The organism is Pseudomonas sp. HPB0071, from assembly GCF_000478505.2.
In the GTDB taxonomy this organism is placed as follows: domain Bacteria; phylum Pseudomonadota; class Gammaproteobacteria; order Pseudomonadales; family Pseudomonadaceae; genus Chryseomonas; species Chryseomonas luteola.
In genome coordinates this window covers 69,542-85,260 of the sequence record NZ_KI517370.1, presented here as the reverse complement: position 1 = coordinate 85,260, position 15,719 = coordinate 69,542, and the positions used below count along the sequence as shown (strand labels likewise).

Annotated in this window: 14 protein-coding genes; 10 read left to right on the top strand and 4 right to left on the bottom strand. The window is 46.6% G+C overall.

Annotation, left to right across the window (positions count from 1 at the left end; all coding sequences use genetic code 11):
* Window positions 1–263 precede the first annotated feature (263 nt).
* The 9 genes from HMPREF1487_RS24815 to HMPREF1487_RS24775 all read left to right on the top strand — a co-directional run bounded on the left by HMPREF1487_RS24815 (window position 264) and on the right by HMPREF1487_RS24775 (window position 10,202).
* On the top strand, window positions 264–3,668 hold the full coding sequence (locus HMPREF1487_RS24815) for a VPA1262 family protein (RefSeq protein WP_010799547.1): 3,405 nt from the start codon (window positions 264–266) through the stop codon (window positions 3,666–3,668).
* Window positions 3,669–3,757: 89 nt separating this feature from the next.
* Window positions 3,758–4,180, top strand: coding sequence for a hypothetical protein (locus tag HMPREF1487_RS27550; RefSeq protein WP_010799546.1), 423 nt, complete (start codon window positions 3,758–3,760; stop codon window positions 4,178–4,180).
* Window positions 4,181–4,915: 735 nt separating this feature from the next.
* Window positions 4,916–5,296 (top strand): hypothetical protein, encoded by a 381-nt coding sequence (locus HMPREF1487_RS24805; protein WP_010799544.1) that lies wholly within the window; start codon window positions 4,916–4,918, stop codon window positions 5,294–5,296.
* Window positions 5,297–5,352: 56 nt separating this feature from the next.
* A complete protein-coding gene (locus HMPREF1487_RS24800) occupies window positions 5,353–5,535 on the top strand; it encodes a hypothetical protein (protein ID WP_010799543.1) in 183 nt (60 codons plus the stop codon).
* Between the two features lie 136 nt (window positions 5,536–5,671).
* A complete protein-coding gene (locus tag HMPREF1487_RS24795; RefSeq protein WP_010799542.1) occupies window positions 5,672–5,899 on the top strand; it encodes a hypothetical protein in 228 nt (75 codons plus the stop codon).
* Between the two features lie 56 nt (window positions 5,900–5,955).
* The gene (locus tag HMPREF1487_RS24790) at window positions 5,956–6,396 is read left to right on the top strand and encodes a hypothetical protein (protein WP_010799541.1); all 441 of its coding nucleotides are present in this window, start codon (window positions 5,956–5,958) and stop codon (window positions 6,394–6,396) included.
* 287 nt (window positions 6,397–6,683) lie between these two features.
* Window positions 6,684–7,256 carry a phospholipase D family nuclease gene (locus HMPREF1487_RS24785; protein ID WP_010799540.1) on the top strand — a complete coding sequence of 191 codons (573 nt, stop codon included), beginning with the start codon at window positions 6,684–6,686 and terminating at the stop codon, window positions 7,254–7,256.
* A gap of 481 nt (window positions 7,257–7,737) precedes the next feature.
* Window positions 7,738–9,576 (top strand): hypothetical protein, encoded by a 1,839-nt coding sequence (locus tag HMPREF1487_RS24780; RefSeq protein ID WP_154982426.1) that lies wholly within the window; start codon window positions 7,738–7,740, stop codon window positions 9,574–9,576.
* 122 nt (window positions 9,577–9,698) lie between these two features.
* Window positions 9,699–10,202, top strand: coding sequence for a hypothetical protein (locus HMPREF1487_RS24775; RefSeq protein WP_010799538.1), 504 nt, complete (start codon window positions 9,699–9,701; stop codon window positions 10,200–10,202).
* Window positions 10,203–10,558: 356 nt separating this feature from the next.
* Here the strand turns inward: HMPREF1487_RS24775 and HMPREF1487_RS24765 are convergent, their stop codons facing one another.
* The 4 genes from HMPREF1487_RS24765 to HMPREF1487_RS24750 all read right to left on the bottom strand — a co-directional run bounded on the left by HMPREF1487_RS24765 (window position 10,559) and on the right by HMPREF1487_RS24750 (window position 14,553).
* Window positions 10,559–10,951: a hypothetical protein gene (locus HMPREF1487_RS24765; RefSeq protein ID WP_146765999.1), complete on the bottom strand. Its 393-nt coding sequence runs from the start codon at window positions 10,949–10,951 to the stop codon at window positions 10,559–10,561.
* A gap of 17 nt (window positions 10,952–10,968) precedes the next feature.
* Complete coding sequence (locus HMPREF1487_RS24760; RefSeq protein ID WP_010799535.1) at window positions 10,969–12,102, bottom strand: ParB/RepB/Spo0J family partition protein; 1,134 nt, start codon at window positions 12,100–12,102, stop codon at window positions 10,969–10,971.
* Window positions 12,099–13,013, bottom strand: a complete 915-nt coding sequence (locus HMPREF1487_RS24755; protein ID WP_010799534.1) for a ParA family protein — start codon at window positions 13,011–13,013, stop codon at window positions 12,099–12,101. The genes HMPREF1487_RS24760 and HMPREF1487_RS24755 overlap by 4 nt, the downstream gene beginning before the upstream one ends.
* 193 nt (window positions 13,014–13,206) lie before the next feature.
* Window positions 13,207–14,553, bottom strand: coding sequence for an OprD family porin (locus HMPREF1487_RS24750; protein WP_037031370.1), 1,347 nt, complete (start codon window positions 14,551–14,553; stop codon window positions 13,207–13,209).
* Window positions 14,554–14,804: 251 nt separating this feature from the next.
* On the opposite strand from HMPREF1487_RS24750, the gene HMPREF1487_RS24745 reads away from it, so the two are divergent.
* Window positions 14,805–15,719, top strand: a 915-nt coding sequence (locus tag HMPREF1487_RS24745) for an IS5-like element ISPa16 family transposase (protein ID WP_010799532.1), incomplete at its 3' end; no start/stop codon positions are given.

The following is a 15,719-nucleotide window of genomic DNA, read 5'->3' as shown; positions in this document are numbered from 1 at the left end:
ATAACAGTTTGGTGTTTCTTCATCCCCAAACAATCACTCATAGCTCTATTGCAATCAGATTTTCGAATTATCTGGTCTAAATATCAGTTTTGTAACAAAGCGATACCCTGCTCAGAAAATATTAACTGGTTAAAATAAAGCTTGCTTGATAGTCTCTTCAAGACTATGCCAAAACTAATTACATGGCCCAAATTACCTACTGACTAGAAATCATAAAGCATAAAAATAGATCAAACTGATTAAATCTGAATAGGGAGTGTCTAATGAAAAGCTACTTTGATGAAATATGTAGTGATATAAGACTGCATAGAGTCCTAGGAAATAACGAGCAGCGATGCCGTATTCAAATATGGATTCTTCAGACAAAAAAGGAAGACACCAAGTCTCGTCCGCGATTGATTTATGCGAGAGCGCTACCCAGTACAGAACTGGAAGATAAATGGACTGCCCCGATGAAGGTTAAATTTGAGCCTATTGTTGGAGATCTATTAGCACGCGTCATTCCTTTAAATTTATATTGTAGCGCAACCAAGCTAAAAAAATTAGTTGGAAATCTAATCCAAGGAGAAAATCTAAAGAATTGTGCCGCTTCAATAAGCATAGAGCTTACAGAAAAGTTAGCAAAAGAAGTAGGCGATTTTAAATTAGACAATAATTTAACTATAAGACCTGTCGTACATTTACCCAACCGTGATAACTTCCTATTTGAATCTAAGCGCTTAAGTCCAAACTTTTATGCGAGCTATGACAGCGCCGCGATTACAAGTCTAGATAAAATAGATATATTCTCAGTAGATAACATCACTTCATCCGAGCTATTGAAGTATTGCTGCAAGCATATAAAAGCTGAGACTGGGATGAACTTTTCGAATATTGACTCTTGGAGGATAGGTGATATTGAATTTTTAGTGGCACCTGGACTATCTGATGACGAAAAGCATCTCTACAGTGTCGAAGCTACAAATTCAGAGGTAACGGTTACATTACATCAGCGTATAGCAAGCTACGCATCAAGTCTATTGATAAGAATACAAGCTTTCAATGATGGCACAGTATATCAATGCTACACAGATAACTTACCCAACGATGCGGTATATCCAGTTAATTTGGTTTATAAATTTGATAAACCAAATGCAAATATTATAGATGCTTTTACCTTTGACCTTGAAGCCTTACAAGAAGATGAGAGGAAATCAAATCTTTGTGTACGTTATGCCGTACGTTTGGTCCGCCAGGTCAGTCTTAATACAAAAATTAGTAGTGGACAAAGATTTAAAAGTGATTGGCTAGCTCTGAATGTTCCAAACGAACATGAGGCAAGACTATCTGAAGTACAGCTAATAACAAGAGGAAATAACATATCTTCATCTACTATTGGAGGGCGAACTGATGACCCTTGGGTCATAGCAAATCGAGCGATGACTAATTTTATGGGAAAGGTAAACCCGCCTGTTTCTGAAGCACGCTTTTACCCTCGACTTGCAGATAGCAATAACGTAAGCCGCATTGATCTAGCCGACTGGCTTATAAAACTGTTACAACGGAACGAAGGTAACCAAGTCTACTGGTTTGATCCCTTTATGGAAGACGTAGGTATAAATCTACTCAACATGCATGGATCTATGACTGGTGATTATATAATTTTCACTACATGTCGAGAAAGCAAACCCAAAACAGCACTATCAACAATCCCTGTAAGCGTTCCGCAAAAAATAATTGGACGTTACAGACATCCTAGATGGTTAAATAAAGCAAATAATGAAAACCAAAAAAACGCTGTAGATAACCGTATAAGCAATCTAATAGAAACTTGTAGAGCTTGGTGTGAAAAGCATGGGAGCATTCGTCTTAGAGTAATAGCTCTTCGGTCGAAAGCTCTGCATGACCGGATGATTATTACTAGATCCAAAAATTTGGAGCCTGTCGAAGGCTTCCATATATCAAACTCAATTCAAAGAGCAAATCTAACTTACCCTCTGTTGGTAACGCCTATTCCAGATGATGTTCTTTGGCTAACACTCGACTACGCCAATACCATCATGGAAAAGGAGTTCAATAAAAAATCAACGTCTAATGGCGATGAAGCTAAAATTTTATTTGATTCCAATCATCATGATTCTCGGCCTAAGAAACAAAATTTTTCGCGGACTTCAGCCTTTTTCTACCGAGAAGCCGGCAATGTGCTTGCCTGGTGGCTCTCGCTAGGCAACTTAAAAGGACTTAGAGGCAATAGTTTAATAAATAAACTAAATGAAATGGGTTTAATGGCTGATGATTCATTAAGAGATAAAATCTTTGACGACCTACCTAGCTCATTTTGGACCGATGGGTTTCCCTTTGAAGACTTCAATGCAGCGTGGGATGTGCTCGGAAATCTATTAGCAGTGACCCATGCTGGGGATTTTTATGATAAAAAAATTAACCAAGCTATAATCCCTTTGTTTAGTAAAAAACTAACTAATTATCTAGATTGGAGAAGAGAGGATGCTCTGCCGACCCCAGAGCGAAGATACGATATTGATGTTTATAGTCTTATAGTTGAAGATTTAGAATCATTATTACATGAAGTACATGACCCTTACCGTGCGTTACATCATACAACTGAAGTGTCCTGGCCGGATTATTACGCTATCAAATTATTATGGTGTAGTGATCCTATATACTTTATCAACTGGATTGAAAATAAAGCTCAAAACCCTTTTCCTAATAACGAGCGGGACAGAGCCACAGTCACTTGCGCTTTAAGGCACATCGCTACACAAATTAGTCAAAGTGGTATCGATGTCCATCATGCTGAGGCCCTTTTAGCTAGTTGTAATGGATATTTGCAATGGAACGGCTTCGTAGCGATAGCAGAGCTGATTGAAAGCGGGAGATTACAGCTATGTGAATTAGATAAATTAAACTATGCAAACGATCACCAATACTTGAGACTGATCGCTTGGATGCTCCAGAGGATAAAATGTAAGCCAAGTTTTAATGAAGAATTACTAGTAAAAAAACTTATTTCATTACTTCCCGAGTCGTTATCTGAGAACGATTTTGCAGACCTCCTGGAGATGCTTAGGGGTCATATGAATGAATTTTACGACTCTGAGGTATGGATTTTAAAGAAAGTCCTAGCACCTTTAATTATCAAAGGTCGCTTAGCTATTGATTATGTTACGAAAAAATGGCTTGAATGCCTCATTCCTAAATTGAATTTATCTAATGATAGGCACCATGCTACGCTTCTGCCGACAGACATGCTTTTTTCGACTGAGCTCGCATATCTTATTGTCTTCTCGAGTCCACTCGTACAAGAGTCAGTCTTAAAGACACTACGCCAACATTTTGATGCATGTATTCGCTATATTCGAGTACCTATGGCCAGACAAATCAATTACGATCTGTATCATAAAGCCTGCCATATCTCTATATGGATCTCTGCTATAGCTAAGCGCACCTCGTTACTTATATTAGATCCTGGCAGCGATACCGCCAGAACATTACAAGATATAATCGTTTCAGCTGGTGAGATTATTTCTAGTTTGCCTGTGCAGCGCATGGGTCTCGAAATAGTAGTCGGGTATGCTGACATCGATACGCAAGTTATAACGGCTGATCCGTTAATTTCTCAACTTAGAGCAGCTGTAAACCTTACAGAGCAAGCACAGAAATCTTCCTAGCATAAAAGTGAACTATAGTTCATCTAACCGTATCATAATGATGAACTATAGTTCATAATATGCCTCATTCATCACCCAGAGGCTTTGAGATGGCTACAACACCTAACGACACATGCATCAGCATCTGTGAACGCGCTTCCGTTTCTTATGCAACAGAGGCTAAAGGAGATAAAGGGTTCTGGGAAATCCTTGATGCGTATCGTTTAATTCTCGAGGCGAACCCAGGCAAAGCCTTACACTTGGGAGATGATTGTTACGCTTTTATAGATTTAGAAGGTCATCTTTTGAATTGTGCTGAGGACATCAACGGAAGGCCAGACTTGGTTAATGCCAGCGATTTCAGCTCTACCGCATGGAATGATGAGCTTAATTGTTGGGACTGCGATGCAGGGCCGAGCGAAACGATGAGGCACATCCAGAACCCCACTCTGGTTGCTTTGTTAAAGTCTTGTGGAAGCTGCAATGCTGACTTAAAGCCCGAACAAAACGCCAGATGTGATTCTTGCCTTTAGGGATCATGTCGTGATCAATCTTTGCTGTAGCTCCGATACTGATACATATGGAGGGATCGAAGGTATGTGTCCTTCACAATCCGCCGACACCAGCGCCCCATACATTGGGTTCGATATCACAAGAGTTACCCCTGAACTTCTGAAAAGCGCAGCTGTTATGGATGATATGGATGAAGCACTAGCCTCTATCCAAACAGAATGCGGCATTGAGTCAGGAGATGTAGCAGGTCTATTTTTCAGCGGACTAGAATGGTCCGATGACTTCGGCACGCCTTGGTCCGAACGTGGTGAAGCAGAACGCCTAGGTTGGCTCGTTAGTTACCTTGACCATGAGTGCATGTATCGCAAGGCCTGTGACCGTTCCTGAACGATTAGATAAGCTCTAGCCCTTTGGATAGGCTAGAGCTAAGTCCGCTCTATAGAAAGTTAAGTTGAAGGTGGTGCGGCTTTGATCAGCACCCCTGCAACACCCTCCGCTTAAGCATAAGTTGATCACCTTAGCGAAACGGTTAGCCCAACCTAGGAATTGGCAGCAAGGCTATCTTGTATCCCGTTATACCCTGACTGTGCCCTTGCTCATGCTTCTCCTCCTCCGGCGCCAGCCGCCTCTGACATCTAATAGGTAGGAAAGCAGGGCTATAAAGTGAACCATAGTTCACTTTAGTCCTTTACCTAACATGAAGTATAGTTCATACTATTTTTCGTAAAAGCTTTTCAACCTAACGGGAAATGGTTATGCGAAATGTCACGCGCTTGGTGATCTTGGATCAAGTGCAATCTGATAGTAATGGCCGTGGTCGTTACCCCAAATCTTCAACAGTTTTCCTGCCACCATCGGCGCCGGTTTTCTACCTTCGGATCAAAGCTGCTCGGGCCTTGATTGCCGATAAAACGGATAAGGCACTGATCATCGGTCCTCGCCGAGCCGCTGTAATAGATGCTTTAGGAGGGCTTCAATGGTATAGCCTAAACGCTGATGGAACCAAGTTAGATGGATGTAGATTTGGTTCAGACTTTATGGCTGGAGATATGTTTCCAGCTAAATACGTTGAAAACCCTACTTTGATAGACCGTAAATTTATGGAGATAGTCTGGGATGAAGAGATACCCTTTTGAGTAACTTAACAAGACTCTGTGCCTAGAAGCAAACAAGCCTGAGGATGAGTCAAAACATGCTTAACGATTTCAATCAAGCGAATCTTCAAAGTCTCGTTACACAAGCCAAAAAAGCGCATCGTGATTATCTTTACTTTTTAGATGGCGGAGACTACATGGCTGCCGATGGGGCTTTATGTTTAAGAAATGAAGCCCTAGATGAAGCTCGGCGCTTGAAGGCAACAGCTTTAGGCAAATAAGAAAAATGCATACGTAATACCTAGTTCCGAAGCCGTAACTCCAAATAATATGAACTATAGTTCACATATCAATTGCACTAAAATGAACTATAGTTCATACCAATTCATGTACTAACAACCTTCTTGGATAAGTTACATGAGTGACTCTAAAGCCTTCGAGATTGTCCACGCAGCGCTAAACCGGATGCGGTTAGCCGATCTCGAATCAATCATTAAAGCTGCTCAAGGACAAACGCAAGAGCAGCTAAACGGTAACAGACCCTCACAAGCTGAGGCTGACAATGGCCTTAAAACAGCTGTGGCAAATGCCTTCCACTCCATGCTCCCTAGCGATCAACGCTACCTGGACACACTAGCCAAGTGATCTCAGGGCTGGCTTGAGCCAGCCCTCTATTAGCAATCACCCTAGGAAACTCATCTATGAATTTGAACCGAGCACTATCAATACTTGGTAAGGGCAATTCGGCACAATGCCCATTCCACCAGCTTCAACGCAAAGCCCTCGAGATCGCTGATGATCTTCTTCGCCAGCCAAAGGGTAACCTTGCTGTTATCAGTAGCAATCAAACGATTTGGATTGCCCCATATGCAGGACAACTAGAGGTCTTTTACTCTGATAACTACTCAGACGACAGAGAGCCTTACGAAGTAGATGCATTTCAGGTGCGCCAGCTTTCTGGGCTAATGGACAGTGATATGGAAGAGCTTTGCGAGCTGATGCAGCAATGGCTTATGGCTCCGGTGTATCACCAACCTACAAACGCAAACTTACCTGCTCTTATAGCCGCAAACATTGAGGCTATAGAAGGAGAGGCCGCGCTAGGCTATGAAATGTTCACCAGCTTTGGCACTGGCGCCTAGTACCTCGATAATCTACCCACCGCCTGGCGAAGCCGGGCGCCTTAATCAACTGCTCTTCAAGCCGTGAATCTGTCCAGAGCCCTTGATCTGGTTGATTGGTATGTAGTCGTCTCTAAAGACGTCGCGGCCTATGGTGAGTAGGCGCAGCTGCTTACTGAACACCTTTACTTAAAGCTGTGACTATGCATTGTGATAGAGCACATAAATCTTGATCGGCTTTGGTTCAGTACTATCAAATGATAGATTAAGCCCTTCTTCGATTATCTCAACGTGGCTCAAGTTTTGTTATGACTTTAATGAACCCCCGGCTAAAAGAAAATTTCAGGCGGAAAGCGTCTGCTCTGATATTCGCACTCGTACCGGTTATGGCCCCTCTGGTCCAAGCTTCTACACCCATACCTACCGCCTCCTATGAAGTAGGTTTCTCACCAAAAGCTGGCGCTTTACCGGTTATCTTGAAAGGTATCGACAGCGCTAGGAGTGAGATCCTGGTAGCAGCATATTCATTTACCAGTAAGCCTATATCTCTAGCGCTAGCAAGTGCTGCTAAGCGAGGCGTAGCTGTACGAGTCATTGCAGATAAGCATTCTAATACTGGGAAATATACCTCCGTAACCTACTTAGCCAACCAGGGTGTACCCGTTAGACTGACTGATAAATTCGCCATCATGCATAACAAGTACATGGTTATCGATAAGAGAACTGTTGAACTGGGTAGCTTCAACTATTCGTCGTCGGCTGATACCCGCAACGCAGAAAATGCGCTTTTGCTAACCAATGTTCCTGAGCTGGCGAATGACTATGCAATGGACTGGCTGCGTCTTTGGAAAACCGGAGAAGAGCTTGCGCCTAACTTCTGATCGTTCAAACACGCAAGCCAAATCATCATCGCCCAGCTGTTAGCTGGACCGCTTCTTTTGTCACTTCTACTCCGTACTGATTAAGGTTTGCTCTTTGCTTCTTTCATGCCGTGATGCTAGAAGCATCAACATCTTAAGAATTTGTATGGTTTAGTTATATTCCAGAATTGTAATAATGAGCCACTCACTTTTTATCAATGGGAAAGCCTTGTGTTCTGGAGAGCCAGGCTCACTCCACTCTCTATTCCGACTTCTAGTCGAACCTGGTGTTGCAGAGGGATCTCCCACGTTAGCGTTGGCTAGGTTGGAGCAACGATATGACGTTGGCAATCGAGACTACATAAAGCTTACAGCGGGCTCAGATGTCACGATTGGGGAGAGCGATGCCTCTTCTAGTAAAGCCAATGTCATTAGCCAGTCAGTGATAGTGCCGCATTCGGATCTAATGCGTTTCGAAACCGCTGTCTGTCTAGATCACGGATTGGACGTACCTGAATCCTGGATTGTCTTTACGTCAACGCGCCCTATCCTGGGCCACAAGACTCTTGAAAATGGACTCTTTGTACGAGGTCGCTTTAGAGCAGCTGTAGATCCTAAGGACAGCTTGGCAGATCGTTATATTGAGGAAAATCGTAAGCTGAAGGCTTGCGCCGTTGTAGCGTGTAGCAAAGAAGAGATGTTGGCTATGGCGTTGCTGGCATCCAACTATGCTGAGGAGTACCTTGATAAATTCAAAGGTGAAGAGCTCTGGAAAGTCCTTTTGCCTCAAGTCAACGATCTAAGTAGCTTGGAATTAGGAGATGTTTTAAGGCTTCGCAATCAAGTCCAGAAGCTTGGTTTAACCACGATTGTCAGCGAGGCCTTAACTCCTGATGAGCATCCTAATCAGATGCCTCAAGCGGATGCGTCAGGCAATTTACCGCCAGGTAATGACTTTGCGAATTTGAAGCCACCAAAGCACGATGATGATGGCTCGCTTCCGATAGATCCAGACCAAGTCCAAAACCTTAAACAAATTCACGTGTACCCTGTACTGGATCAGTGCACTACGTTTGATGACTTCAGTCGCCTTGGAAGCTTAATTTCTAATGAACGCCAGGATCTCGTTGAGGCGGTAAAAGAGGCATCACGTCACATAGCCCTAAGTAAAGGATGGGTTGCTCAATATTTTCAGTCAACAGCGCCAGCTTGGGCTGATTATGTCTTCACAGTAGAGCACGATAAAGAGAATGGTCCTTCTAGAGCTAACCCTGATGCAGTAGCAACAGCTGCTAGCGCCATAGCTAGCACAGTCACTCTAGAAACGAGCGTAAGACCTTCTGGCCGTACTTGGCATACCATCTATGTCTCGATGGGGCAGGGTAAGTATCAAAGTCATGCGCTAGGCACCTCATTACCAGAGCTGATTGAAGATGAAGTAAAAAAGGCTTCTGAGGACTTCCACTCCAAGCAGCAATTTTGGGAAGCGGCTGCTCTGCAATCAGAGAAATATGCTCGGCAGGAGCGAGCTGTTGCCGTCGAAAAAGGCTTCAAGGTTGGCCTTAGGCTTGGGAATATCATTCCTAACACTGGCAAGCTTTTGAGGGCTGCTTTCATTCATAAAGATCACGGCAACGGAACCTATGACATACAAGGTGTTGCAGGTCCTAAAGATGCGCTTATTAGCGGCATGTCAGCTAGTAGTCTTGTCAGCGCTATAGAAAGAGCTCAGATGAAGGCCGAAGCTAAGCGGAGCCAGGAAATAAAAGTCGCTCCCAAAGAAGACAGGCTTGCAGGTCATTTAGATTTTGACCAAGCCAATAGTGATCCGATGAATGTTCCCAGTGATGCAGGCCTGCCGCCAAGCCATACGGAACATCGTTTCGCGCCAGCACTGGTTCCCACTTTTAGTACATACGCTCAGGCATATGAATGGATCTCCAAAAGATCTCTAGAGCTGGGCATTGATAAAGAAGCATTTAGTGGGACAGTTGAGTACGAGCAGGCGTACCCACAGATCCAAGCGCTTTATACCGCCGAAGTCTCACAGGCCGAAAAGTTACGGCAGCTTACTTTTACTGAGGCCAACCTTGTTGAGGGAGATAGGTTGACCATAACCGTTCACTCAGCAGGTAAAAGCGAGATTCTTGCAGGCAGCCTTTTCCTGCGAGATATGACTCCATTTGTAAGACTTGACACCCCAGTCATGTCACCCAAAGGAGCGGTGAGCGAGGTTCCATGGGATGGTCGTTGGACCAAAGAAAACAGCTGCTTTATGGATGAAAGCGAAGCGTCGGTCACTACTGCCGAAAAGTCTAGTGCATCGTTAAAGATGACCTAAGCGAGATTGAATAATGGACAGTCTAGTAGCTTTGTGAAGCTAATGAGGACTGGTGGTTATGAGCAGCGCCAACGAAATTTACGTTACGTTTGTAAGCTGTCTGATAAAGGACTCGCTCGGTGATGAACCTGACCCCACGCGAATTAGCAGATTACCAGCATGCAGCTAGGGAGCAGCCTGCCTCTATACCGCTCCCTGGTATCAATGAGTTGAGGATCAAGCCCATAGATAAGGATGATGTCATTTCTTTCTTGGAGTGGGAGCCAAGCGCCTATGCGGACTTTGAATGGCGAACCATAGCAACTTATAAATTTCGAGACGATTATGCTCTGGATTTCGCCATTTGGGCTAACGGAGAACTGTGTGGTTTGTGTTTTGCCTGTACCACACCCTCCTTTGATGCGGTTCATATAGATTATCTGCAAGGCGCCTCCGCAGACGATCATCCTCTGAAAGGACATTTAGCCAGGGTTGCCATCGAGGTTGTTGACGCCTATGCCTCTCTGCTCGGAGCTGAGTGGGTTGTCATTCAAAACCCACTTGATGGTGCTTTGCCCGTGTATAGGGGACTCGGCTTCGATGACATAGATGGCGAAGGCCTTGCACGGCCAGTAGCCAAGGCCTAGTATGATCTCATCAATGGAGGACAGTCCTATGGCTGAATCTACCCCTAAAATCCGTAGCAAACCGGCTCACAGCGACGCCTACGAGACTGCTAAGGCTAGGCTTGCAGCAAGAGGTCTTAACTTCAGGCCCGACCTTTCAGCTGCATACGAAGCGGAGATGGCCATGGATAGCTCAGCATTTGCCTGTAAATCCTCTGCTCGCAAAAAATCACCTAGTGTCCAAGCAAAGAAATAGGCCTCTACGTTCGAACTCTGGCCACGCGAACCGGACAGTAAACTCCGGCTGTTACACTTAGAGGAACGCCCCTTAACGGGGCGTTTTTGTTTCGAGAGATAGACAGCTTTTGCAGGCCGCCTTATGAAGGCTCTGCCGCTAGGGCCTCCATAAAAAACGCGTTCGCCAAGATAGTTTGAACGGGGCAGCCATACAAATCGGCAAGCTCCTTTACCTGCTGGAGCGTCTCAGGAAATAACCGTATGGTTAGCCGACCTTTACCGACACGCGACTCTCGAGAGTTACTCTGCAATAAACTCTGTAGCTCCTCATGGCTTTCGCGCTTCAGCCTGGCTACAGCGTTAGTGACCCAGTTCGCCCAGCTGAGCTTGGTGAGCTCGAGGGAGACTTCCACCATTTCTTTGGTTTCCTGATCCAGCCAAACGAGATGGGGCACAGTCTTTTTTGATGAGGTTTTAGTGGTTTTTACTCGGCCAGTGGCTACGTTGGCCGAGAGGGTGGTTGGATCGTCCACCTTCAAAGCTCTACGAGTCATGAAGAGGCCTCAGCGGTCTCGTGCTGTTGCTCCTCATCAAACGTATCTAACGCAGTAAACATCGACTCAAGTAGATCAGCCAACAGTGTCTTACGTACGCTCTCTGGCGATGCTGTCCACGCTTTTTTTACGCTGTCGAGCTTGCTAGTTATCTCAGGCTGAAGATTCTCAACAGAAGAAAGTGCATTCAAAAAGCGAAGCCCGCCTTCGGTACCGGGTATCCTCGTTTTTATGACAGGGAAGGGCTGTACGGCCTTTGTTGACTTATTTTTCTGTCGGAGAGGATTCTTCTGTTCTTGTCGCTCATGCCCTGCATCCTGCCCATCCTGGATTCCACCTGTTAATTCCTTAACTCGAGCAGCGGCGCTTTCATAAGCAGCCTTCAAACTGGTGATTTCACCATTAAGGATTTGTTCTAGAACAGGGTCATTATCGGGCAGATTCGCGTAAGCCTTGTAGTAAAAGCTGTGAGTACGCCCACAGCTGAACACCTCACGAATCTTTTTCGCACGGATCGGATTGAGAGGGCCACATGGGTTGCCAGTAACATCCACGACAACCATTCGGATGGAATAGACCGTTTCGGCAACCGACATATCACTACGTGACATGTTCTCAATCAAGCGATACAGGTTCCTCATACCCTCAGGAACCTCTCGAATAATCACGCGATTATTCTTTTTCCCAGCCAGGAGACTTGCAGTCCACCGTCTCTCGCCAACCAGAATCTCGCCATCGCGGCTGGCAACGATTGGCTGAAGAAGATCCCCTGTATAAAGGGAGTTCGCGAGCGAAAATAGCTCTTCCCACACGCTATAAGATTTAGCTTGGGTAGGTGTTTCATTTGGCAGCGATTCTAAGAATTTATCCAGCCGCTCAGTCCAATCCTCGTATTCCTCCCTCGGCTTGATAGAAAGCTCAGCTATTCGCTCAGGAGTAACACCAGCAGCCGTTAGGGTTATACGGCGAGGATTACGAGGGGAGGGCTTCAATTGCTCGAGAGGATATGAGATCTCGAGCTTCTCTTCACCCTGTAGCAAAGCCGCCAAATGATTCTTGGCTATTTCACCTTCTTCGCCCAAGCCAACGTTTGAGGATAGGAGTCTGCGGCCTCTTGGCTTGTCAGTCATACTTTCGCTTCCTGGTTAGCCGACTTCTGAATACGAGACACTACGTATTTTGCAAATCTGCGGGCCTCGTGTTGGATGTTTGTTCCCTCAAGGTCTGTAACCTGATCCGGAACGCTACTCCAATCGTCAGTTTCCGCATAACTAATGCGGTCACTCAATTTCACTGGCATCAAATAGCGACCAAAGACAGGATGCTCACCAAGCTGCTCGATCTTCTTCATTTGGAGCTTATGAAGCTTGGTGTTTTTAACCTTATTGGGTAGTAGTCCTAAGATTTCTAAAGGAACATCAGAGCCACGTTGCTTGGACAGATTGTAGATGTAACTGATGATTGAGTAGACCCCTTCAACCGCCTGGGGCTCAGGTACAAATGGGACGTAAACGTGGGTAGCTGCAATTAACGCAGCGTCAATAAGCGGTGTCTTTGTCGGTTGAGTGTCGACGATGACTGCACAATAGGTTTCCGCAATTTCTTTGGATCGCAGCCAGGATCGCATCGCTACCCCTAGCTTGGGTCTGTCTTCCTTGCTGACAGATATTGCCTCAAACATCAGCTCCTCATGAGCAGGGACCACATGGATCATTGGATTGCTAGTGGTGTATGGCTCAGGGATCAATGCCTCACCCTGGCCAAGTAGGTTGAGCCACAGATCGCAGATAGAGGAGTAGCTGTCAGCCGACTCGCCAATGTTAGGGTTGGGCTTTGGAATGTAGCTACCGTTAGGCTGAGGTGTAATCAGGCGCCAGCGGCGACTCGTATTGCCTTGGGGGTCAAGATCGACGAGAAGAATAGGCTTCCCCTTCGTGAAGCTCTTAATCTCGGCTAGCGATTGCGCCAAGGTCCGACTTGAAGTCGTTTTTCCTACGCCACCCTTGTGGTTGGTCGAAACGATGACAGGTGCGATGCTCACTCACTGCTCTCCTTGCCTGAAATAGGTGTATAACGTAATACACCATATTCTAGCCGTATGTACTACTATTTTCTCGCCTCAGCTGGCATGAGTTGCCTCAGTAGCGTTGATGGGGCCTTTGTTAGGTGAGCTGTGAACCAAAAAAATAGCCAAAAAAAACCCCGCCGTAGCGGGGTTTCTTCGTTCGTAACGCTTACAGCAGAGAAAGCGTGTAGTTCAGAATGATACGGTTCTCATCCTGGTCACGAGTGCTCGGCACACCGGCAGTGGTTGTTGCCGGTAGCTCGCTACGGAATGCTGCGTTCTTCCAAGAAACACTTAGACCTTTAAGAGCAGACTGCTGGAAGGCATAAGTAACAGTGAAGTCGCGCTCCCACTCGCTGTAATCACCACGGGCAGACTTGATGTTATTGCCCTGCTGATAAACCACACCAGCTGTCAAACCTGCTAGGCCAACAGTTGCGAAGTCATAGGAGTAACGAACCTGCCAGGTATCTTCACCCGCGTGGATGAATTTCTGGATCTGAGCATCGGTATTGATATAAGCAGCAGCGCCTTCTCCAGTGTTGATGAAGGGGAAGTCACTGTCACCGCTGGTACCCTGATAGCCAGCAGCGATAGTGTGGCCTCCAATGACATATGTAAACAGGGCGCTGTACAGCTGGTTGTCTACTTTGCCGCGAAGAGGTGCTGTACCGCCATAGTAGCCAGTAGTGTCGTAGAACGCATCGCTACCGTTGGCGCCATCATCCTTACTATTGAAATAACGCAGATCCGTCTTGAAGGTACCTTCACCAAGCTTAACGCTGTGGCCCAGGCCCAAGAAGTGCTGCTTGTAGAAATCTTGCAGATTACCGTAGTAATACTGAAGCGTCAGATCTTTGGTCAGTTTGTAATCTGCGCCGCCGTACCAGAACTTGTTAGTATCAGCACCACGACTGCTGGCGCCAGAAATGGTCAGGTTATCGCTGCTGCTGGAACCACGAACTTTAGTCTTAGAAAGCTGACCGGCTGTGAAAGTAAGATTCTGAATCTCTTTGGACTGGATCTGGCCACCCTGGAAGGTTTGGGGCAACAGACGACCGTCGTTAATTGTCACAACTGGCAATTTTGGAGACAAAGTGCCGTAACGCAGCTCAGTCTGGGAGATCTTAGCTTTAGCTGTTAGACCCAGGCTGCTGAACTCATCAACATAGCTACCGTCAGTTTCGCGCGGGAAACTGCCGCTGGCGCTAGGCTGGCGCTCAGCTGTGGACTTACCCTGACGGCCACCGCCATCCAGACGTACGCCAAGCATGCCAACCGCATCGATACCAAAGCCTACTGTGCCTTGAGTGAAACCAGAGGCATAATTAAGCATGAAGCCCTGGCCCCATTCCTCATTCTTAGAGGGATTGGCAGTACCTTCGCGGTTGTCGGTATTGATGTAGAAGTTACGCAGACCCAACGTAAGGGTTTGATCTTCAATGAAACCATGCTGGCCAGAGTCAGCTGCATGAGCCACAGTCGCTAGAGAAAAAGAGATTGCAGATACTGCCATGGCCAGACGGCCAGCTTGAAACTTCATTGAGTGCTCCTAAACATTACTTTTTTTAATGCTACTCAACCGAGTAGTCATCCTTCTTGCTTGGCTCGATCTTTTCCCCAAGATCGAGCCAAAATCTTCCGTTAAATTTTTATTGCAATTTAGCTGCCAAATATGAATTTCTTGTTACATGTTTTTTAGGGAAGGTCTGAAAAAGACTTCCCGAATCTGGTGAAATACGCCGATCCCGCCAGCCGAGTTTTTCCATGAAGCAGATGACCTTCGCCGACGCCGAGTACGCCAGCAAGCGCAAGCAGACCCGTAAGGAATTGTTCCTGATCGAGATGGATCAGGTGGTGCCGTGGAAGGGATTGATTGCCCTGATCGAGCCACACTACCCAAAGGCTGAAGGTGGTCGTCCAGCCTATCCGCTGATGGCCATGTTACGTATCCATCTGATGCAGAACTGGTTCGGCTACAGCGACCCGGCCATGGAAGAAGCGCTCTACGAGACGACCATCCTGCGTCAGTTCGCCGGGCTGAGCCTGGAGCGCATTCCCGACGAAACCACCATCCTCAACTTCCGTCGTTTGCTGGAGAAACATGAGCTGGCGGCCAGCATCCTCGGCGTAATCAATGGCTACCTGGGGGATCGCGGCCTGTCGCTGCGCCAGGGCACTATCGTCGATGCCACACTGATCCACGCGCCCAGCTCGACCAAGAACCAGGACGGCAAGCGCGACCCGGAAATGCGCCAGAGCAAGAAAGGGAACCAGTATTACTTTGGCATGAAGGCGCACATCGGCGTGGATGATGAGTCGGGGCTGGTACACAGCGTGGTAGGCACGGCAGCCAACGTGGCGGATATCACCCAGGTCGACAAACTGCTGCACAGTGACGAGAACGTCGTCTGCGCCGATGCCGGCTACACCGGCGTCGAAAAGCGCCCCGAACATGCTGGCCGCGAAGTGATCTGGCAGGTCGCAGCACGCCGCAGCACCTACAAGAAGCTCGATAAACGCAGCGCCCTGTACAAAGCCAAGCGCAAGATCGAGAAGGCCAAGGCACAAGTGCGAGCGAAGGTCGAGCACCCGTTTCGAGTGATCAAGCGCCAGTTCGGTTACGTGAAGGTGCGCTTCCGTGGCCTGGCCAAGAACACCGCTCAGCTGGTGACGCTGTTC